Consider the following 21667-nt stretch of genomic DNA (forward strand, 5'->3'; position numbering starts at 1 on the left):
AAATAGGAGGGTCAAAATGGATCCAAAAGCTTACGATAAGTTCGATATAGTAGAAATGAAAAAGCCACATGCTTGTCAAACTAATCGCTGGCAAATTATACGAATGGGTATGGATATTCGTATACGTTGTGAAAATTGTCAGCATATTGTTACCATGACACGCCGTGACTTTGAAAAGAAGATGAAAAAAATTCTTAAAAAACATCAAGAAGTAAACCTTTAGAAAGAGAGTGAAATTATGGCATTAACAGCAGGAATTGTGGGACTACCAAATGTGGGCAAATCAACTTTATTTAATGCAATTACTAAAGCTGGAGTGGAAGCGGCAAATTATCCTTTCGCTACTATTGATCCTAACGTAGGGGTTGTGGAAGTCCCTGATGAACGTTTGACAGAGATTACTCGCCTTGTCAAACCAAAAAAAACCATCCCGACTACAATAGAATTCACCGATATCGCAGGGATAGTAAAAGGAGCGAGTAAAGGGGAAGGGCTGGGTAATAAATTCTTAGCCAATATCCGCCAAGTAGATGCCATTTGTCACGTTGTGCGTTGTTTTGAAGACTCTAATATTACTCACGTTTCAGGTAAAGTTGATCCGATTGAAGATATTGAAACCATTAACTTAGAGCTGATTTTGGCAGATTTAGAAACCATTGAAAAACGAATTACTAAAGTTGAAAAGTTAGCACGTACTAAAGACAAAGAGGCTGTTGCTGAGCATGAAGTACTTTTAAAATTAAAAGAGGCTTTGGAACACAACCAATTAGCTAATAGTGTGGAGTTTTACGATGAACAATTACCTTACGTCAATAACTTGTTCTTGTTAACACGTAAGAAAATGCTTTATGTTGCCAATATAGGTGAAGAAGAAGTTAGCAATCCAGAAGGAAACCCGTTCTTAGCAAAAGTTCGTGAATTAGCTGACCAGCAAGGCGCAGAAGTTGTTCCCGTTTCCGCTCGTTTAGAAGAAGAGATTGCAGAACTAGATGATGAAGAAAAGACCAGTTTCTTAGAAGATTACGGTTTAAAAACTTCAGGTCTTGACCGCTTAATTCAATCAGTTTATAAATTGCTTGGTTTGGGAACTTATTTTACAGCCGGTGAAAAAGAAGTTCGAGCTTGGACTTTTAAAGTAGGAATGAAGGCACCACAAGCAGCCGGTGTGATTCACTCAGATTTTGAACGCGGATTTATTCGTGCAGAGACCATGGCTTATGATGATTTAGTGAAGTATGGCTCTGAGCAAGCAGTAAAAGAAAAAGGCCTCTATCGCTCAGAAGGTAAGGAGTATATAGTTAAAGATGGAGACATTATGCTCTTTCGCTTTAATGTATAGGAGGAAATTCAATGAAAGATCAGCAAGAAGAAAAAGTTGTAGAAGAAGTCTCAAATAGCCAACCACTTGAAAATCAAGTGGTTGTTGAAAGTCAAGAAAGCTCGATATTAACTGGGGTACCACAAGAAAAGGTGGACCAGTTAACCAAACGCAATCTAAAATTTATGCTAGACATTGATCGCTACTTAAAAGAAGAACAAATATCACAAGCAAATTGTCAAGTAGTTTATTTGGAAATGGTAGATACACTTTTAGAAGGGCAAAAAGATGGTCATACTGCTAAACATATTTATGGAACGCCTAGTGAAACTAGTCAGATTATTATTAGTAAAGCAGTAAAAGAGCATGAAGAAAAAGAGAAGTCACCGGATTGGCAAATTGCTGTCGATGGTGGGTTAATGTTAGGAGCTATTTTCACCCTAATAACGGGTGTATTTGGTTTAAGTGGGAGTTCAAATGTTCAAGAAAATTTCTATATGGGTATCCTAACAGTTATCCTCAATTATGCTATCGGTGGTTATGCGATGATGCGAACAGCAAAAGTCTTACCAGACTTGGATGCTCCTAAAGGGCAAAAGGGTTATGGGCGCTATTTCATGGCATCTACAATTGCAATGATGGCTTGGATTGGTTTAATTATGTTAAGTCAAGCCTTTATACCGCCGGTAATTAACCCAATTTTACCGCCTATGGGCTATATCATACTGGGTGTAATTACTTTGGTCTTACGTTATTACTTAAAGAGAAAGTGGAAAATAGTTGGTGGACTCTTTTAAGGGCATGCTGTTTGATAAAAAGACGAACATTAAATACTTCTCATAATCTAACATCTGCAAAAAACTTGTTTCATTCCCACTAACATGTTAAATTAGTTGGAAATTATCGTCGAATCGCTTGTAGAGAATCAAAAACATATAGGAGGAAAATAATGTCATCTTGGGAAACAAAATTTGCGCGTGAAGGTTACACATTTGATGATGTCTTGTTAGTTCCAGCTCATAGTGAGGTATTACCAAATGATGTCGATTTATCAGTCCAATTAGCCCCTAATTTAAAACTAAATATTCCCATCTTATCAGCCAGTATGGATACCGTAACGGATGGGAACATGGCGATTGCTATAGCCAGACAGGGAGGATTAGGTGTTGTCCATAAGAATATGTCTATTGAAGATCAAGCAAACGAAGTACGAAAAGTAAAACGTTCGGAAAATGGCGTTATCTTGGACCCATTTTATTTAACTCCTGAGAATCTATTGCAAGAAGCAGAAGATTTAATGAGTCATTACCGCATATCAGGTGTTCCAATTGTAAAAAGTGAAGACGATTTGACACTTGTAGGTATTATTACAAATCGTGACATGCGTTTCATTGAAAATTATCAAGATAATATTGGCTCTCACATGACTCATGAGAATCTGGTAACAGCAGCCATTGGCACTTCACTAGAAGAAGCTGAAAAGATTCTTTATAAAAATCGGATTGAAAAATTACCACTAGTAGATGATGAAGGACGTCTTTCAGGTCTAATTACTATAAAAGATATTGAGAAAGTCATTCAATATCCTCAAGCTGCTAAAGATCAACATGGTAGACTATTAGTGGCGGCAGCCATTGGAATAACTAGTGATACATTTGAAAGGGCAGAAGCCTTAATTAAAGAACAAGTTGATGCGATTGTAATTGATACCGCTCACGGGCATTCTGAAGGCGTGATTCGTAAAGTCAAAGAAATCAGAGAGGCTTACCCAGATGTAACCATTATTGCTGGTAACGTAGCAACAGCCGAAGCGACACGCGCTTTATTTGAAATTGGTGTTGATATTGTAAAAGTGGGTATCGGACCTGGTTCAATTTGTACAACTCGTGTAGTAGCCGGAGTAGGAGTTCCTCAACTAACTGCTATCTATGAATGTGCTTCAGCAGCAAAAGAATTTGGTAAGACCATTATTGCTGATGGCGGCATTAAGTATTCAGGTGATATTGTTAAGGCGCTTGCAGCGGGTGGGCATGCGGCTATGCTCGGCTCTATGTTAGCAGGAACAGATGAATCACCAGGTGAAATGGAAATTTATCAAGGTAGAAAATACAAATCTTATCGTGGCATGGGCTCTTTAGCTGCTATGCGTTCAGGATCAAGTGATCGTTACTTCCAATCAAAATCAGAAGCCAACAAAATGGTTCCTGAAGGTATTGAAGGACGTGTTGCATATAAAGGTGCCGTTGAAGATGTTATCTTCCAAATGGTTGGAGGTTTAAGATCTGGTATGGGTTATACCGGTTCAGCTAACCTTAAAGAATTGCGTGAGGAAGCACAATTTGTAAGAATGTCTGGTGCAGGACTGATTGAATCTCACCCACATGACATTAATATCACCAAGGAAGCACCAAACTATTCAAGATAAAGATAAACTGAAGTATCAAAGCCTACTGCAATAGACTTTGATACTTTTTTATTAATTTCTATCATTTTTTACTTAAAAAAGACAAGTAAAATTAAAAGCTGCTAACAATTGAATAACTCTGTATCTAAATTAGGAAAAGCTTATTTTAATAGGAAAGTGAGAACTACCTTTTTTTATTCAGTTGGGTATAATAGAAAAAGCAACTTTTAAATGAGCATAAAGAGTGAGGAGTGGAGCCTAACATTGCTTATAAACGGTATTAAAAGGATACTTGTCTTAGGATTACTTATGAATAACTTTCTATCAACTGATGGTTATGCTGTGACTACATCGAAAGATTCAAATCCCACTGATGAGGCTTCCTTGCAAGAAATGGATACTCTGCCGGAAGAAAGTATAGCTGAAAATCTGGTAAACGCGATGCCTGTTTTTGAGGAAGTAAAGGGGGCCTATATTGTAGACGGCCTCAATGGGCAAATCCTTTATAAGCATGAAGTGGACCAGCTAGTTGAAGTGGGTTCTTTTAGTCAATTACTTTTATTATATAGGGTGTATCAAGCCATTGATCAAGGTCAGTTGGACAGTGATCAAGAGGTATGGATATCGGACGAGGTTTACGCTTTGAGTCAAGATTATAATTTGCCGAATGTTCCTTTAAGACAAGACTTGTCTTATTCCTTAAAAGATTTAATGGAAGCTGTTAGTTTAAATGCTGCCAGAGGAGCGGCTTTAGCCTTAGCAGAAGAATTAACCGGATCCGAAGCAGAAACACTTAAGCAAATGAAAGAACAGTTAAATGAATGGGGAGAAGAAGATTTTGATTTAATAAATGTGACTGGAGTGAGTGATCGTTATCAAGTGGGTGATTCTGAAAGCATTTATCAAGGGCGAACTAACAAAATGACTGCTCAAACAGTTGCTACCATAGCCTATCATCTGATTAATGAATACCCTGAATGTATGGAAGCTAGTCAGATTTATCAAAAGCTTTTTCAAGAAGATACGAGCGATGAGTTTGAAATGACCAATCCCAATCTGCTAATTGAAAGTGCTAATTCACTTTATGCTATGGAGAATGTTGATGGTTTGACTGCCAGTAAATCAGAAGAAGATGGTTATAATTTAGTTGCAACGACAGAAAAGAATGATTTACGTCTAATAGTAGTGGTATTAGGTGTCAGTGAAAACGAAAAGCTTTATCAAGTTAGTAGAGAATTGATTGAAAGGGCCCAAAATATCTTCCGCATTGAAACAGTTATTGAAGAAAATTCATTAGCTACTCACCTAGACTCCATTAAAGTGGAAAATGGCAAAGTTAATAAGTTACAATTAATGTATGGATCAAACTTACAATTAGTGGTACCTATTATTGATACGGCCCCACGACTGGTTTATCAATTTACAGCTAATCAAGAAGTGACCAATTATCACGTTAAAGCGCCTGTTAAAGCAGGCAAGGTTGTAGGAAAAATGCAAGTCGATATAGCTGATTATCGTCTACCTATTCTAAAGTCCGGTAGAGGAAATTATGTGCCAGTAAAAGTAGCAGAAGATATCGAAGAAGCCAATATCTTAGAAAAAACTTGGCGAAATGTTCAAAATACTGGCGAAAATACTTGGAATGCTGTTCGAAAATTCTTTACGGATTTATTTAATTAAATAAGGGAGGTAAAATTATGGAAAATAAAGAAACGGCGATTTTTGCAGGAGGTTGTTTTTGGTGCATGGTTCATCCATTTGATGAAAGAGATGGTGTTATCTCTGTAGCTTCTGGCTATACGGGTGGAGATAGTGTGAATCCTACCTATGAAGAAGTCTGCTCAGGACAAACGGGTCATGCAGAAGCTGTCAAAATCGAATACGATCCTAGTAAAATAAGCTATCAAGAACTTCTAAAAATTTATTGGTCTTCAGTCGATCCGACTGATAAAGATGGACAGTTCGGTGATCGAGGCTCCTCTTACCGACCAGAAATTTTTTATAGTACCCAAGCCCAAAAGGAAGAAGCCGAACAATCGAAAGCAGAACTTGAAGCGTCACAAGTTTTCAAAAAGCCGATTGTTGTGCCAATCAGTCCAGCCCAAACATTTTACCTTGCAGAGGACTATCACCAAGACTTTCACCGCAAAGAACCGGATCATTATCAAAATTTCTACCGTGGTTCCGGGCGTAAAAAATTTGTTGAAGAGGTTAAAGATAAATTGAATTAAGATAGTAAATGCTAAGCTAAGCTTGACATTTAAAAGATTTCTATTTATCATTCTTAATGATTCTAAACAAAAGACGGAGGTGGGAAAATGGCTCAAAAGAAAGCGTCACTAGCTTGTAGTGAATGTGGAAACCGTAATTATCAAATGATACCAACTCAAGCGGGCCAAACCACTCGATTAGAAATTAAGAAATTCTGCAAGAATTGTAATAAACACACGATTCATAGAGAAACCAAATAGAAAAGAGGAATATAATGAGTTACATTAAAGGCATTGCCCAAGAAATGAAAAAAGTAACTTGGCCTACAGCTAAGCAAGTAAATAAATTTACTTGGACCGTAATTATGATGATTATTTTCTTTGGATTATACTTTGCTTTAACAGATTTTGTATTTGGCAATTTCATCGACTGGTTAATTAGTCTAGGCGCATAATCATAAAAATATTTATTATTTGCTTAAGCATGTTATAATAGAATACAAATAAAACCTACACCCTTGTAGGTTTTTTATTTTACAAGAAATTAATTAAAGGAGATTTAACTATGGAATCTAATAAGGAATGGTACGTTTTGCATACTTATTCTGGTTATGAGAATAAAGTAAAAGAGAATATTATGATGCGAGCAGAAAGTATGAATATGGAAGACTTTATCTTCAATGTGGTAGTACCTGAAGAAGAGGTAACCGAAATGCAAGATGGAGAGAAGAAAACAAAGATTCAAAAGACCTTCCCAGGTTATGTGTTAGTTGAAATGGTGATGTCTGATGAGTCTTGGTTTATTGTTCGTAATACGCCAGGCGTGACTGGATTTGTAGGCTCACATGGCGCTGGATCTAAGCCGGCACCTCTTTTACCTGAGGAAATGGAAGCGATCTTGGGGGATAAGCCTGCTCAGAAAGTTCAATTAGAAGTTGAAGTGGGCGATTTAGTTGAAATTATCGATGGCGCTTTCTCAGGAATGACTGGAGAAATCGAAGAAATCAGTGAAGAAAATCAAAAACTTAAAGTAGTTATTGAAATGTTTGGTCGTGAAACAGTAGCCGAATTGGACTTTATGCAAGTGCGCAAAGATAATCTTTAATTAGGTGGTTTCATGAAACAAAAGACTGACCACCACATCCTCTATTTTCGTTTAGCCATGGTGATGTATCTCTTGGTTTTGTGCTTACAGTTGGTTTTTGATGCCAGTTTTATCGAATCCATCAGCTTGAACCAAGTCTTAGAGGAAGTTCCTCATGTTTTGCTTCCTGTAGAATTCACTTTTTATCTCTGGCCAATCATTATTCTATGGGAAGCGTTTGGTTTATTTGCGGGACAACGGAGACAGGCTTTTACAACTTTTGATCAGAGTTATTCACTGTTAGTGGCTCCCAAATTAGTTGAATTATCTTTTTACCATACAGTCTATCTTTTGATATGGTCGCAACAATTATATTTATTTACCTTCATCCTTATGGTGCTCTATTTGAGACGGATTATTTCTTTTATGAAATTAATTTCATATAAAAGCTCCCTGAACGAACCAAGTTGGCTATTAAAGCTTCCCATTGGTCTTCATACCGGTTGGTTGATCAGTATGACGGCCCATATTTTTTATAGCTATTTAGTGAGTAAAGGATTAAACAGTCATAATGGGTGGATGATAGCACTTGCTTGCCTTTTAATTCTTGCTATTGCAGCCGGAAGTAGCTACTTGTATGCACGTTATGGTAACCAGGCAATTATGCCGGCTGTTTTAATCTTTCAATTAGGGCTACTCTATCATCATTATCCTCGTTCATCCTTTGGATTAAGACATAACTTCTTTTATCTTGTGATTGCGGTTGTATTTATTCTGACCTTAGCCGTATACATACGTTACTTGCGTTATCAAATAAAGCAAAAGACTTTTTAGATTTTTATAGGAGGAAAACTATGAACTGGCCTTTCAATCAATCGATGCAGTTGACGCAGAAACAAGCAGGCAAAAAACCATTTAGGGTTATTGCTTTTACTGCGCTTATAAATCTTGTTAGTTTACTATTTGCTTCACTTATTTCAGTTTTTTTAATTGGTCCATTAATCTATATGAAATTTGGTGATTCCTTTTTAACCGAAGATGTAGGTCAAGCACTGTTAAACGAGCCATTAATGGTTTATTTAGAACTATTTTTAACGATTATTACTATTATTACAACGGTCCTTTTGGCTAAATGGTTGCAAGGACGCAGACTTAACTCCTTTGGCTTTTATAAAGATAATTTCCTAAAAAAATATGGGATGGGCGTCGTAATTGCTGCCGCCTTAATGTTCTTTATTTTTTTAGTTAATCTTTTGATGGGGACGATCTCTGTCCAAATGAACCCTCAGGCCGATGGAGTGGCGTTTATCCTCTTATTAGTCGGCTTTATGATCCAAGGAATGTCTGAAGAAATCCTCTTGAGAGGTTACTTGATGAATGGCTTGGCAGCCGCTTGGGGAGTTCCTCTTGCCATTTTGATAAACTCCATCTTCTTTAGTTTGTTGCATTATGGCAATCCAGGAGTTACAGTTTTAGCCTTAGTTAACATTGCCTTAGCCGGTATTTTCTTTTCCTTATTATTCTATAATACTGATAATATGTGGTTAACAGGAGCAGCTCATTCCTTTTGGAATTTTATAATGGGTGTGGTCTTTGGGGCCCAAGTGAGTGGATTGGTATTACCGGGCACACTATTACTAACTAAATCCAAAGCTGAGGCCAGTTTGATCAATGGTGGAGACTTTGGATTTGAGGGGGGTCTTGTGGTTACAGTTATTTTAGTAGCTGCTTGTATTTACTTAATCAATAAATGTCCGAAACAAGAAAAAGCTATTTAAAAACTTCTTGCAATCTCATAAGCCTTCCGTTATAATATTGCAATGCATGTATTCAAACCATGCATTGGGTGGGAGGAGCAAGTTTAAAAAAGATAAAAGCTCCAATTACCACATCACGAAAATTGACATAAGGAGGAATATTCGTGGCTAAAAAAGTTGTCACTCAAGTAAAATTACAAATCCCTGCAGGTCAAGCGAGCCCAGCTCCACCAGTAGGACCAGCGTTAGGTCAAGCCGGCGTTAATATCATGTCCTTTACGAAGGAATTTAACGCACGTACTCAAGATCAACAAGGAATGATTATTCCAGTTGTTATTGATGTCTATGAAGACCGTTCATTTACCTTTATTACTAAAACACCACCAGCTCCAATCCTATTGAAAAAAGCTGTTGGCTTGAAAAAGGCTTCAGGTGAACCTAACAAGAACAAAGTCGGAAAGGTTACACGTGATCAAGTCCGTGAAATCGCAGAAATTAAAATGGCAGACTTAAATGCAGCCGATGTAGAAGCTGCTATGCGTATGGTTGAAGGAACTGCCCGTTCAATGGGGATTACAGTCGAAGACTAAGCGCCAAGGTAGCTTCTCGCCCCGTTTCTATCGGGTGTGGGAGGGAAACCCCGAATAACCACAAATATAGGAGGAAAAACAAATGGCTAAGAAAAGCAAAAACTATGTAGCGGCAAGAGAAAAAGTTGACCGTACAAAGAAATATGATGTAACAGAAGCAGTCGCATTAGCAAAAGAAATTGATTTTGCAAAATTTGATGCCTCTGTTGAAGTATCTTACAATTTAAATATCGATGTTAAAAAAGCAGACCAACAAATTCGTGGCGCAATGGTGCTACCACATGGAACAGGTAAAACACAAACAGTGGTAGTTATTGCAAAAGGTGAAAAAGCCGCTGAAGCAGAAGCTGCTGGAGCAGACTTTGTTGGTGAAGAAGATCTAATTAATAAAATCAACGGTGGTTGGTTAGATTTCGACGTAATGGTAGCTACCCCAGATATGATGGGACAAGTTGGACGTTTGGGTCGTGTCTTAGGACCTAAAGGCTTAATGCCAAACCCTAAAACAGGTACCGTTACAATGGACGTAACCAAAGCCGTTAACGATATCAAGGCTGGACAAGTAACTTACCGTGCAGATAAAGCAGGTATCGTGAATGTTCCAATTGGTAAAGTATCTTTTGAAGATGAAAAATTAGTGGAAAACTTCAAAGCACTTCATGAGCAAATTATGCGTGTGAAGCCAGCTACAGCTAAAGGAACTTATATTACTAATTTAGCTTTAGCAACCACTTTCGGACCCGGAATCAAGATTAACGTCGAAAGTTTATAATTTCATATTGACAAATAATTTGTTTATCACTATGATAAATAAGTATTTTAAACGACCTAAGACAGTAAGTGGCTAAGCCTTAATTTCTTACCGAGGAAGTTCCCGTTAAACAGGAAGCTATCTCTATGTCTAGGTGACATAGAGATTTTTAATTTTAAAAAATCTCTATACCTATTTGATGGAGGTGAAAGAAGAAACATGGTTAAAGAAGCAGTATTAAATGCAAAGGCTCAAGAAATTGAAAAAATTGCTGAAGATATGAAAAACTCTGCAACAATCGTTGTAGTGGATTATCTTGGCTTAACGGTTGAAGAAGTAACAGACTACCGTAAACAATTACGTGATGCAGGCGTTCAAATGAAGGTTGTGAAAAACACAATGCTTCGTCGTGCGGCTGAAAAAGCAGGAATCGAAGTTCCTCAAGATTTATTCAAGGGTCCTTCAGCGATTGTCTTCTCAGATGACGTCGTAAATCCAGCGAAAATTTCAGCAAACTTTGCTAAAGACAATGAAACTCTTGAAATTCGTGGCGGAATTGTTGAAGGTCAAGCAGCTACTAAAGAAATGATTGAACAAGTAGCGAAAATGCCTGGTCGCGAAGAATTACTTTCAATGTTACTATCTGTATTGCAAGCGCCAATGCGCAATGTGGCATCTGTCCTTTCTCAAGCAAACCCAGCACAACAAATGGTTTACGCTTTGAACGGAATTATCGACAAAAAAGGTGCTGCCTAAATCGCTCGCTCGTCGCATAAGTACAATATAAACTAAAAAAATATTTGGAGGAAACCAAAATGGCATTAAATATTGAACAAATTATTGAAGATATCAAATCAGCAACAGTTGTAGAATTAAACGAATTAGTAGAAGCAATTGAAGAAGAATTTGGCGTATCTGCTGCGGCTCCTGTAGCTGTTGCAGCTGGACCTGCTGCTGGCGGTGGCGAAGCTGCTGCAGAGCAAACTGAATTTGACGTAGTATTAAATTCAGCTGGCGACGCTAAAATTAAAGTAATCAAAGTGGTTCGTGAAGCTACTGGCTTGGGCTTGAAAGAAGCTAAAGAATTAGTAGACAACGCTCCTAAAGCAATCAAAGAAGGCATTTCTAAAGAAGACGCTGAAGAATTGAAAGCTAAAATTGAAGAAGTTGGTGGATCTGTAGAAGTTAAATAATTTCTCTATCCCATCTATATTAACCTGGTCAGATCTTCTGATCAGGTTTTTCCCTTTTTAAAGATAAATTTAAAAAGTTGGGCTATAATGGAAGAGAAAGATTGAGGAGGGAAGAAAATGGTCAAGTTATTAATTGCAGATGATGACAAAGCAATTTTAGATTTATTACATATTTATATGCGTAATGAGGGATATGAGTGTATATTAGCTAATAACGGAGAAGAAGCTTTAGAAATAATTAACTTACATCCTGAATTAGATATCGCTCTTTTAGATATTATGATGCCTAAAATGACGGGGATGGAAGTATTAGAAGCCATGCGTCATAAAAATGTAGACATTCCAGTTATTTTTATTTCAGCTAATCAGACTCAAACCGATAAAATTTCTGGCTTGCTTGCAGGAGCCGATGATTATGTTACTAAACCCTTTGAACCTTTAGAGGTAGTCGCTAGAGTCAAGAGTATCTTAAGACGTCAAGGTGTGAATGCTCATTCTTTAGCGCAAAAAGACAGTAAAGACTTTATTAATCTAGGAGCAGTCACAATCGATACTAAAGGACATCAAGTGATGACTGCTGAAGGAGAAGAAATTAAAGTAACAGGTCTGGAATTTGAAATTTTACAGTTACTTGCCGAGCAAAGGGGGAAAGTTTGGTCTGCTGATGAAATTCTTAATAGTGTTTGGAAGGATAATTCCTCTGCTTCTACTAAAACGGTAATGGTCCATGTAAGTAACCTCAGAAATAAAATAGAAGAAGCAACTGGCGGCGAGAAAGTTATTCAAACCGTGTGGGGAGTGGGCTATAAGATTGATAAATAAGAATGAAGAAAAAAAGGCTGGACTAATTCCTTCTTTTAAAAGTTTTAAACTAAGTAAAAGCGACCGCATTGAAATGACGATAAATCTATTTATAGTAGCTGGTACCGTTTCCTTTATTTATCTTGTGCTAATGTTTAGCTATCAACAACTCTTAAATTTTTTAACATTCAATTTAGGATGGACCATTAAAACAAATTTGAAAGATAACATTATCGCATATACACTCTATAATAAAAGTAATCAAATATTAATTGGTCTTTATCTTGCTACTTTATTTATTACAGTGACTTTTAGATATATTCATGAAAGAAATCGGATTACTTTAAGGTATATTCGTAAATATATTTCCGCCATGGCTAAAGGCAAGTATGACCTGAGAATTCCCAATGAGGGAATTGGAGACTATGTCACTTTGGCTCAGGATGTGAACACCCTGATGGACTCTATTAATCAAGCTTTTAAGGAAAGAGACGAGACCGAGAAAACAAAAGATGAATTAATGAATAATATAGGTCATGATATTCGAACGCCACTTACCTCAATACTTGGGTATTTAAGACTGATTCAAGACAGCTCAGATTTAACTCAAGAAGAACTGGCCTCTTATATAAAAACAGTGCATAGTAAAGCTAAAAGTATGCAAGTATTAATCAATGATCTGTTTGAATATACTTCCACCCAACAAACGACTGCAAAAGTTAATAAACAAGCTATAGCTATGCAAGCTTTTACAGAACAGGTGCTTGCTGACTTTAATTTGCAAGCCAAGCAAGCAGGGATTGAAATGTTCTGTCAAGTCACACCAAGTGACTTGGTATTAGAAATTGATCCTGAAAAAATGGTAAGAGTATTTAACAACTTTATAACCAACACTTTTAAATACGGAGAAGGTGCCACTTATCAAAAAATATTAGTGACAGAAATGACTGATCAAGAGTATAAAAAATATACTCGCTATCAAAAAAACAGACTGGATACGATTAAAACAGAAAAATGGGTGGTTATCGAGTTTCGAAATAATGGCACCTTATTGAATGAGGAAGATTTGGAACGAGTATTTGAACGATCCTATCGAGCTGACAGCTCACGGACCTCTCAAAAACCGGGATCAGGCTTAGGGTTAGCGATTGTACGCAATATGGTTGCCCTTCATCAAGGGGTAGCTTATGGAATTGTGGAAGATCAAGATCTTGTCTTTCGGGTCGAAATTCCAATCTTAAGGGAAGACTTACATTAAAGAATCAAACATTACAATACTTGTAATATTTGAAACCGAATTGTATCTTTAAAAACTTTAGATTTACTTGCTATTCTTTAAGAGAAAGTTATAATTATTCATGTCGGAAGAAAGTTAAATGCTTATTCAAACTTAAGTACTAACAAAACTCTAAAGAATTCCTAAAGTTTTTAAATTTTATCTTTAAAAAGCCTTGAAAATTATTTAGAAGTTTGTTAATATTAAAAGTAAGGAATGCAAAAAGCTTTCCAGCCGTCGCTAGAAAAGTAAAAAACAAAAAAAGAAAGAGGTATAATAAATGAAAAAATTATTATTAACTTCAGTTGCAGCATTAACTGTTGCAGCAGCAGGAATGCCAGTAGCAACATCAGTAAACGCACAAACTCAAACGAATGAGTGCGCTGTACGTTACACTAAAGAGCAAACTCAAGCTAAATTAGCTGAAGCAGGACATCAATTAAATGCAGCTAATACAGCTAAAGGTGACGCAGAAGCAGCAGTTATTGCAGCAGAAGAAAAATTAGCAGAATTATTAAATGCTGAAAAAGAAGCAGAAGCAGCACATGAAGAAGCTAAAAAAGCTTATGATGAAGCAGTAGCAGCTGATAAAGAAGCTAAAGCAGAATTAAATGCAGCTCAAAAACATTTTGATCAATTAAAAAAAGAATATTCTAATGCTAAAAAAGCAGCAGAAGAATTAATGAAACAAGAAAAAGCTGCAGCTCAAAAAGCTTATGAGAACACTGTTGGAGCAGCTCAAGCTAAGGTTGACTCAGCTAAAACAGAAGAAAAAAATGCATTAACTGAATGGAATAATGCAAAAGCTGTATTAGAAGCTTATGAAACCACAACAGATACAAATGAAGATGCTTCTGAAGAAGCTCATCAAGCATTAATAGCTAAAGTTACAGCATGGGAAACTAACCATAATAATGCTAAAAACGCTGTTCAAATTGCAGAAAAAGAATTCCTTGCAGTTAAATCAGCAGCGATGAATACTAAATCAACAGCAGATGAAACAGCTGTAAATAAATACAACACAGCCATTCAAAACTTGGAATTTGACTATGAAACAAATGATAATTATAAAGAAACTGGGAAAATCCCAGCAGCTCAAAAAGCTTTAGATGCAGCAGAAGAAAAAGCTACAGCAGCAGCTACTAAATTAGCTCAAGTAGAACCAAATGTAGAGACTACTATGAATGCTCACAAAGCAGCAGTTAAAGCTCGTAAGAAGCAAGAAGCAGTTTTATTAGGCGCTCAAGTTAATGCTAAAAAAGCTAACGTAAAAGTTTCTAAGCTTTTAGTAGAAATCGCTAACCTTGCTAAGTGTGAAAACGTAGATGCTGCTAAAGTTGTCAACCAAATCGGTAAAGAACACGAAGCTGCTCTTAAAGAAGTTATGAATGACACTGATAAAGCTTTAGACAAAATCAAAGATATTGAAGATCAAATCGCTGCAGATGAAAATAAGTTAGATAAAGAAGATAAAGAAGATCAAAATAAAGGTGATCACGAAGAAGATAAACCAGGATCTAAACCAGAATCTAAACCAGAATCTAATGGTGGATCTAAATCTGAATTACCACAAACTGGTGAAGGTTCAACCTTCGCAATTTATGGTGCAGCAGCATTATCTGTATTAGCAGGATTAGGCTTAGTTGCTAAGAAACGTGAAGAAGCATAGTTAATTTAATAGCAGCTATTTAAAAGAGCAAGATAATTTTGCTCTCAGATTGAAGACAAACCCTATTTGAGTAACTCTCAAGGAAGGGTTTGTCTTTATTTGTCTTAAAAGTTTCCTGTAAAATAAAAAATCGAAGCCTTTCTAGCTCTTCATCTCTAGTATATTTGCCAATTTCTTCATGTTTAAACAAGTAAAAGTGAGCCCTGCTTTAAATTCCATCAAGATTTTTCCAATAAAATGCGTCTATCGAAAGCCATGATGTTCTTTAGCAGTGCCGAATATTCTGTCAGCGGACTCTTTGGATTCTTTATAAAGAGCACGCATACCCTCTGAATACCTGATATCCTCACACCTTTCAAGGGTTTTTTGCCACACATGTCGGCTAATTACACATTTATTTTGATTGTTCTCCTGATCTTGACGAGAGGCTTTGTACTCTCGATAGCCTTTTTGATTAGTGGTCGTAGAATGATAGACCCCATTTTTTCATCTAAATAACAGTCATAGTATTCATCATAGATACACTCTCTATGCTCGGGTTTACGTCTTGGTCGCGTATAAGGAAACACTGGTATGGTGGATTGGTTTAAAAGAAATTGAACGATGGTGGGCGTTTTATAGCTCGCCTCTGCAATGAGATGAGTGGAATTAAAAAGAGTAATCTTTTTAAATAGTAATCGAAATACTTGCGTATAGTGGGTATTTCTAGAGTAGACACTATAAGCTAATACCCACCCCCTTGCAATCGCAAGCTGTTTGAATAGTATAGGCAAAAACTTGCTTATGATCCCCTTTATGAAACTACCCTGCATTCGGATTATTGGGACTGATTGTTTGGGACTTTGTTAAGGTCTCTTTTTTAAAAAATTCAAAGTTTCTATTATTAAAAAAGGTATAAGACTGTTATAATGTAGTTAACAAATTTAGAGGAGTTCGGTTTATGCAAAAGAAAAAGAGTTTTTTTTATTGTTTGTTAATAGGGTTCCTGTTCAGTCTTTATACTTGTTCTAACTTGATGGTAGAAGCAACTTCTGACCCTTTCATTCCACGACCTGCCCTTCCGTCAGACTTAAAGAAAGTAGAAGAATCTACTAATTCTGACGACGAATCATCTGCTGGCCAGAATGAGCAAAAAGCATCTAGCAATACAGTGGAAGAAGGTTTGTTTGAAACGGATATTGTTGTCTATCCCCTAAATGAATTTGAAGATCAAGAATCATTGGAAAACTTCGCCGATTATGTAAAGAATGATTCAAGTCTGAATGATCAGATAATTTTAGAGGATGTCTCTGAAGAGAGTCGCTTTTTACTTTCAGCTAATTATCGTGACAGTGCTAAAGAAGATGGTCAACTGATTGTTTTATATTTTCCAGTCAATATTTCCGATCAAAGTCAAGCCCAAGAAGTCTTGGATAAACATTTATTATATTATCCCGATTTGTTTGAAAAAGGTGAACTGACATCACAAGGTGATGGATATGATCTGGCTTTTGCTTTGAAAGTTAATGCCAATGCAGATGGCTTTGGTATCGATACAGCTAAGCAAGAAATTGAATACTATGATCAAAGAGAGCCTTATCAGTATGAATTAGAATCAAATGGTGATGACCCTTATCGTCAAGCCATTGAAGAACGTTTTCCTGGTGAATTCAGTTTTGAAAGTGTAGAAGAAAATGGCAAAACGTTAGTGACACTTCGCCAACTACCTTTATCTGAGAGGCAAGCGAGTGTAGAAAGTGATGATAACGGCTCAAACATGGCAGGAAATCTATTTTCTCAATTCAACACCAAAGTTGATGACTATTTAACACAGATAAACTTAAAGGAAAAGTTAATGAACCTAGGGATTTCTGAAGATAATGTTTCTATTGTAACTATAGGAGTTGCAGTTGTTTTATTCCTTTTAGGAATTGTCTTAATTGTTTTAGGTTTCCGTCGCTAAATAAGAAAGGAAGAAAATAGAATGAAGAATAAACTTATTAATCTTTTAGTAGTTACCGTTTTAACGTTTGGATGCGTGGGGACAATTTTTGCTCAGGATGACACTGAAAATAAGCCGGACACTGAGCAAACCCCACCCGCAAACGAAGGAAATCAGCCTGCACCACAGGAGTCTACGATTGCACCTAGTAAACCTCAAAATGAAACTACAACTAAGCCTAACAATGGTAGCGGTGAGTCTGAAGAGAAAGAAACAACTGTTGCTAACACTACAGTTGAAAGCCCAAAAGAAACAACTGTTCAAACTACAGAAACGACTGTAACAACGGTTGCTAGCCAGCCCCAACCTAATCCAAACCCTAGACCAACTCAACCTTATATTCCAAGTCGCCCACAGCCTTCCAATCGACCAGAAGATATTGAAGTGATTAAGATACCAGAAACAAGTATTGAAATGGAAGAAGAGACGGAAGTAGAAGAAGAGATTGACTTATTTGAGGGAGAATTCATTACTTTTAATGCTAATGTCTTCAAAGAAGAGTCAGAAGCGGATGATTTTATTCAATTGATTGAAGAAGATGAAGCGACAAAAGACCGCTTTATTGCTGAAAAAGAAATCATTGATGAAGACTTTATTTTGGTTCGAGTGACCTATGCAGAAGAGGTTGAAGAAAAAGGACGCTACATTTTATTCTATATTTCGAGTGAATTTGAAACAGAAGAAGCAGCGGAGGAATACTTAGAGAAGCAATTACTGATTTATCCGGATCTTTTTGTTGCTGGAGAAATGATCAAAGTGGACGATAAATTCGATATCATCTTAGGTATTCGACCAGGCACCGAAACCCAAGCGCTAACTTACGATGAAGCAACCTTTGAAGTTCAATATGAGGCAGATCGCGAAGAATATCAATATATCGTTAAAGCTGATGAATTAACAGGTGAGTTTATCGATGAGATTCAAATGGCTGTAGAAGAGGCTTTTCCTGGTGAGTTTACATTCTCAGAAGAAGTAATATCTGATACTGAAAAAGAAGTGACCATGACTCCTCTTGAAATAGAAGAAGAATCAAGTGAAGAGATGGAAAGTTATTTAGAAGACTCAGAAGAAACAACGATGGAAAATTAGAGATTGGTTAAAAAATCGCCCTCAATTTAGATGAGGGCGATTTTTAAATAGCTTAATTAATTAAGCTTTAGAAGGAATTTTTCTAAGTCAGCCATTGAATTGGAGTTTTCCAATTTACTGTCTACTTTACCATCTTTAACAATGAGCAGTTGGGGAACCGTGGAAATTTCAAAGAAATTATCGACAACATCACGGAAATTATCATCCTCCATTCGCTCATCGGTATTATAATAATGATAATTTAGGTTCATTTCTTTAGCTAATTGATTTAACTTAGGTAGAAAAACACGACAATATGGACAAGAATCAAAACCTACATAGATTAGTTTGGCTTCATTTTTAGAATCTTCGATAACTGCTTCATAAGCAGTTTGACCTTCTATTTTAGAAAGGTTAGACATCTTTAAAGGGGCGATACTTACTTCACCGGCATATTTTTCAATCTTGTCTAGCTCTTTATAGACTTTTTCTTTCGTTTCTTTATCTAAGTTTAAAAGAATAAGGTCTTCCTTAAAAGAAACTTGACCATCTTCTCCAATGTAGTCGCTTTTTTCAATCTTGCTTTTTTGATTTGTGATTGGATTTTCTTGTTTGTCTATTTTAGAATCATTTAGTTGGCAAGCAGTTAGTAAGAAACAGACTGACATTAGTAGGAACAATTTTTTATTTAATAATTTCACTGTAAACTTCCTTTCTAAAAAGCTTAGTAATGGTTTAACTCTTATAGAAAATATTTAATTACTTAAGCATGATAATAATTAAATTATATCACTTTTTTAGCAATAATGTTAAGATATATGAGATCGATTCAAGCAAGGGGTGTATTTATGTCCGATCATTATTATAGTCAGCAACCACAAAGCAGTCATGATGAACGTTATATTGAAGCACAGCTTTTTCACCAAAGTTATCAGTTTTCTACCGATGCGGGAGTTTTTTCCAAAGGTAGAGTGGACTTTGGTTCGCGCCTCTTGATAGAAAATTTTTTAAAGCTTAATCAAAGTATAAATTCCGGCCAACTATTGGAGTTAGGCTCAGGTTATGGGCCAATTTCGGTTGCTATTGCTGATCAATCGCAGTCACTTCAAGTGTTGGGTTTGGAAGTTAATCAGCGAGCCTTGGCATTAGCTAAGGAAAATATGCGGTTGAATCGAGTGACAAATCTGGATTTTATACAAGCAGATGTTGTCACTCATAATTTCGAGCCAATTTATGATTATGTTTTAACTAATCCACCTATTCGAGCTGGTAAGACTATTGTTCAGCAATTTGTGACCCAAGCCTATCAAGCACTAAAAGAGGAAGGACAGTTATGGCTGGTTATCCAGAAAAAACAAGGGGCACCCAGTATGAAAAAGTTTATGGAAGAAACATTTGGTAATGTCAGTGAAATCGATCGCTCTAAAGGCTATTGGATTTTACAATCCATCAAGTTGTTTCAAGATTAAACACATTGGTTTTAAAAAGTCATTATTGATTAGAGGGGAAGCGTTTATTTGTTCGATAAAGTTAAAAATTATGTTACTCAGATTTCAGCTCCTATTTATATTGTGCTGACGTTTGTCGTGATTTCCTTTATTGGAGGAATACTATTAGCCACTCCTTTAGCTAGTCGATCAGGTGAATGGACGAAGCTAATTGATGCTTGGTTTACAGCTGTTTCAGCTGTTTGTGTAACGGGAAATGTAACAGTTAACACTACAGACCATTGGAATTATTTTGGACGAACGATTATTCTAGTTTTAATTGAAATTGGTGGACTTGGATTTATGACCTTATGGGTTACCGTTTTTATCTATATGGGCAAGCAAATAAATCTAAGACTGCATAAAGTTTTACTTGAATCTTTAAATATCTCCGATATTTCTGAAGTTAGAAATCTTTTGAGCTATATCATCCAATTCTCTTTGATTGTACAGATTATTGGGGCGGCTTTATTAGGAATTGACTTTATTCCACGCTTTGGCTGGTTAAAAGGAACTTATTATGCCATCTTTCATAGTGTGTCCGCCTTTTGTAATGCCGGTTTTGATTTGTTGGGAGATTCTATGATTGGTTTCCAAGACAATCCTTTAGTTCTCCTAACTTGTATGGGTTTGATTATCATTGGTGGATTAGGTTTCATTGTTTGGCGAGATTTGCTAACCTTTTATCGCAATCGTAAATTATTGTGGCATACTAAAATAGTTTTGACTACAACGGCTATTTTACTCCTTTTAGGAACAGTATTATTCGCTCTAACTGAACAACCTAGTCCTTTGTTTAAGGACCAACCCTTCTTTATTAGACTTGTAAACTATCTTTTTCTAGCGGTGACACCACGAACCGCTGGCTTTTCGAATGTGGACTATACCGCTTTATCATCTGCCGGTATTTTCTTAACCATTGTCTTAATGTTTCTAGGCGCTTCTTCGGGATCCACCGGGGGTGGGGTTAAGACCACTACTTTAGCAAGTCTTTTAATTTTTTCTTCTTCAGCTATTCGTCGTAGAGGATCGGTTATCTTTAAGCGTACCATCCCTGAAGGAGCTATTTTGAAGGCCATCTTTATTTTAATTTCAGGCTTAAGCTTAATTACCTTTGTCACCATGATCTTGTTAATAACAGAAACAATTCCTCCAGGATTCGGCATCGAATATGTAGTAGTAGAAGTTGTCTCTTGCTTTTCAACAGTTGGTTTAAGTATGGGTTTAACCCCTAATTTAACTGGTATTGGTAAAACCGTTTTAATTTTTATGATGTTTATTGGTCGAATCGGGTTGTTAACTATTTTTTGGTCAGCGAGTATGGGAAGAAAGCCATCAAAGATTAAATACCCGCATGGTAACTTGATGATAGGATAGAAAGGGAGAAACTTTCATGAAAAAAGAAATCACAGCAGTTTTAGGTCTCGGATTATTCGGAACATCCTTAGCCAAAACTTTAGCGGAAAACCACAAGCAAGTAATCGTGATTGATCGCGACATGGAGCTAGTTGAAGCTATTGCTAGTAAGGTGGAAGTAGCTGTACAAGGTGACTTTACCAAGTATGAAGTATTAAAAGAAGCCGGAGTTGGTGAAGCACAAATGGCAATTATTGCCTCCTCTTCAAAGTTTGATAATACGATTACTACCTTATTATCTTTGCAAAAGTTAGAAGTACCGACCATTATCGCAAAAACGCGCAAAGAAGAGTATAAAGAAGTGCTTTTGAAATTAGGCGTTGATCGCGTTATTTTACCCGAAACAGATATGGGGATTCGGATTGGTAATGAACTGACCAATGATTCGGTACTCGATTTAATTCAATTAGACGCTCAGAGCCACATTGTTGAATTTACCGCTCGTAAGAATTGGATAGGGAAGACGATTGAAGAAATAAATTTTAGAAGCCGTTATGATATTAATTTGATTGCGATTAAGTCTCGTATTGAAGAAGGATTTGATATTAATGTCAATCCAGACTTTATTATTGAAGAAAGCGACCTCTTTGTCGGCTTAACCAACACCAATAATGCGAAAGTTTTATTAGAAAAAGAAATTTAAGATTTTATATTTATAAGAC

At 36.4% G+C, this 21667-nt stretch carries 24 protein-coding genes and 1 other annotated feature; of the genes, 23 read left to right on the forward strand and 1 reads right to left on the reverse strand.

Annotation, left to right across the window (positions count from 1 at the left end; translation table 11 throughout):
* The first annotated feature begins 16 nt into the window (after window positions 1-16).
* The 20 genes from ACQV18_RS00830 (at window position 17) to ACQV18_RS00925 (ending at window position 18123) form a co-directional block, all read left to right on the forward strand.
* Window positions 17-223, forward strand: coding sequence for a DUF951 domain-containing protein (locus ACQV18_RS00830; protein ID WP_428873029.1), 207 nt, complete (start codon window positions 17-19; stop codon window positions 221-223).
* A 15-nt stretch (window positions 224-238) separates the two neighbouring features.
* A complete protein-coding gene (ychF, locus tag ACQV18_RS00835) occupies window positions 239-1339 on the forward strand; it encodes a redox-regulated ATPase YchF (protein ID WP_428873027.1) in 1101 nt (366 codons plus the stop codon).
* Between the two features lie 11 nt (window positions 1340-1350).
* On the forward strand, window positions 1351-2115 hold the full coding sequence (locus ACQV18_RS00840) for a DUF1129 domain-containing protein (RefSeq protein WP_428885063.1): 765 nt from the start codon (window positions 1351-1353) through the stop codon (window positions 2113-2115).
* Window positions 2116-2267: 152 nt separating this feature from the next.
* Complete coding sequence (guaB, locus tag ACQV18_RS00845; RefSeq protein WP_428875083.1) at window positions 2268-3743, forward strand: IMP dehydrogenase; 1476 nt, start codon at window positions 2268-2270, stop codon at window positions 3741-3743.
* 288 nt (window positions 3744-4031) lie between these two features.
* Window positions 4032-5402, forward strand: a complete 1371-nt coding sequence (locus ACQV18_RS00850; RefSeq protein WP_428873022.1) for a D-alanyl-D-alanine carboxypeptidase — start codon at window positions 4032-4034, stop codon at window positions 5400-5402.
* A 17-nt stretch (window positions 5403-5419) separates the two neighbouring features.
* Window positions 5420-5953, forward strand: coding sequence for a peptide-methionine (S)-S-oxide reductase MsrA (gene msrA / locus ACQV18_RS00855; protein ID WP_428876487.1), 534 nt, complete (start codon window positions 5420-5422; stop codon window positions 5951-5953).
* An 87-nt stretch (window positions 5954-6040) separates the two neighbouring features.
* Window positions 6041-6193 (forward strand): 50S ribosomal protein L33, encoded by a 153-nt coding sequence (rpmG, locus tag ACQV18_RS00860; protein WP_258436941.1) that lies wholly within the window; start codon window positions 6041-6043, stop codon window positions 6191-6193.
* A 14-nt stretch (window positions 6194-6207) separates the two neighbouring features.
* Window positions 6208-6387 (forward strand): preprotein translocase subunit SecE, encoded by a 180-nt coding sequence (gene secE / locus ACQV18_RS00865; RefSeq protein ID WP_090289890.1) that lies wholly within the window; start codon window positions 6208-6210, stop codon window positions 6385-6387.
* 110 nt (window positions 6388-6497) lie between these two features.
* Window positions 6498-7037: a transcription termination/antitermination protein NusG gene (gene nusG, locus ACQV18_RS00870; RefSeq protein ID WP_428873018.1), complete on the forward strand. Its 540-nt coding sequence runs from the start codon at window positions 6498-6500 to the stop codon at window positions 7035-7037.
* Window positions 7038-7049: 12 nt separating this feature from the next.
* Window positions 7050-7850: a hypothetical protein gene (locus ACQV18_RS00875; protein WP_428876486.1), complete on the forward strand. Its 801-nt coding sequence runs from the start codon at window positions 7050-7052 to the stop codon at window positions 7848-7850.
* 20 nt (window positions 7851-7870) lie between these two features.
* Complete coding sequence (locus ACQV18_RS00880) at window positions 7871-8794, forward strand: lysostaphin resistance A-like protein (protein ID WP_428892390.1); 924 nt, start codon at window positions 7871-7873, stop codon at window positions 8792-8794.
* Between the two features lie 143 nt (window positions 8795-8937).
* A complete protein-coding gene (rplK, locus tag ACQV18_RS00885) occupies window positions 8938-9363 on the forward strand; it encodes a 50S ribosomal protein L11 (RefSeq protein ID WP_428874537.1) in 426 nt (141 codons plus the stop codon).
* Window positions 9364-9445: 82 nt separating this feature from the next.
* Window positions 9446-10135 (forward strand): 50S ribosomal protein L1, encoded by a 690-nt coding sequence (rplA, locus tag ACQV18_RS00890; RefSeq protein ID WP_428874538.1) that lies wholly within the window; start codon window positions 9446-9448, stop codon window positions 10133-10135.
* A gap of 37 nt (window positions 10136-10172) precedes the next feature.
* Window positions 10173-10295 (forward strand) — a sequence feature (ribosomal protein L10 leader region).
* A gap of 38 nt (window positions 10296-10333) precedes the next feature.
* On the forward strand, window positions 10334-10870 hold the full coding sequence (gene rplJ, locus ACQV18_RS00895; RefSeq protein ID WP_428874539.1) for a 50S ribosomal protein L10: 537 nt from the start codon (window positions 10334-10336) through the stop codon (window positions 10868-10870).
* 59 nt (window positions 10871-10929) lie between these two features.
* Window positions 10930-11307 (forward strand): 50S ribosomal protein L7/L12, encoded by a 378-nt coding sequence (gene rplL, locus ACQV18_RS00900; RefSeq protein ID WP_428874540.1) that lies wholly within the window; start codon window positions 10930-10932, stop codon window positions 11305-11307.
* A 117-nt stretch (window positions 11308-11424) separates the two neighbouring features.
* A complete protein-coding gene (locus tag ACQV18_RS00905; RefSeq protein WP_428874541.1) occupies window positions 11425-12129 on the forward strand; it encodes a response regulator transcription factor in 705 nt (234 codons plus the stop codon).
* Window positions 12119-13366 (forward strand): sensor histidine kinase, encoded by a 1248-nt coding sequence (locus ACQV18_RS00910; protein ID WP_428892391.1) that lies wholly within the window; start codon window positions 12119-12121, stop codon window positions 13364-13366. Before ACQV18_RS00905 ends, ACQV18_RS00910 begins: the two co-directional genes overlap by 11 nt.
* A gap of 298 nt (window positions 13367-13664) precedes the next feature.
* Window positions 13665-15053, forward strand: coding sequence for an LPXTG cell wall anchor domain-containing protein (locus tag ACQV18_RS00915; protein ID WP_428892392.1), 1389 nt, complete (start codon window positions 13665-13667; stop codon window positions 15051-15053).
* A gap of 940 nt (window positions 15054-15993) precedes the next feature.
* Window positions 15994-16995, forward strand: coding sequence for a hypothetical protein (locus ACQV18_RS00920; RefSeq protein ID WP_428892393.1), 1002 nt, complete (start codon window positions 15994-15996; stop codon window positions 16993-16995).
* A 21-nt stretch (window positions 16996-17016) separates the two neighbouring features.
* On the forward strand, window positions 17017-18123 hold the full coding sequence (locus tag ACQV18_RS00925) for a hypothetical protein (protein WP_428892394.1): 1107 nt from the start codon (window positions 17017-17019) through the stop codon (window positions 18121-18123).
* A gap of 56 nt (window positions 18124-18179) precedes the next feature.
* Here ACQV18_RS00925 and ACQV18_RS00930 read toward each other — a convergent pair whose 3' ends face one another.
* On the reverse strand, window positions 18180-18803 hold the full coding sequence (locus ACQV18_RS00930; RefSeq protein WP_428892395.1) for a thioredoxin family protein: 624 nt from the start codon (window positions 18801-18803) through the stop codon (window positions 18180-18182).
* Between the two features lie 147 nt (window positions 18804-18950).
* Between ACQV18_RS00930 and ACQV18_RS00935 the strand changes: the two genes are divergently transcribed.
* Genes ACQV18_RS00935 through ACQV18_RS00945 form a run of 3 tightly spaced genes read left to right on the forward strand, consistent with a single transcriptional unit; the run spans window position 18951 to window position 21648 of the window.
* Complete coding sequence (locus ACQV18_RS00935) at window positions 18951-19571, forward strand: class I SAM-dependent methyltransferase (protein WP_428876580.1); 621 nt, start codon at window positions 18951-18953, stop codon at window positions 19569-19571.
* Between the two features lie 48 nt (window positions 19572-19619).
* Window positions 19620-20966: a TrkH family potassium uptake protein gene (locus ACQV18_RS00940; protein ID WP_428874504.1), complete on the forward strand. Its 1347-nt coding sequence runs from the start codon at window positions 19620-19622 to the stop codon at window positions 20964-20966.
* Window positions 20967-20982: 16 nt separating this feature from the next.
* Window positions 20983-21648, forward strand: a complete 666-nt coding sequence (locus tag ACQV18_RS00945; protein WP_428874503.1) for a potassium channel family protein — start codon at window positions 20983-20985, stop codon at window positions 21646-21648.
* The last annotated feature ends 19 nt before the right edge of the window (window positions 21649-21667 follow it).

It is taken from the genome of Facklamia sp. P9177 (assembly GCF_050409585.1).
Lineage (GTDB): Bacteria > Bacillota > Bacilli > Lactobacillales > Aerococcaceae > Facklamia.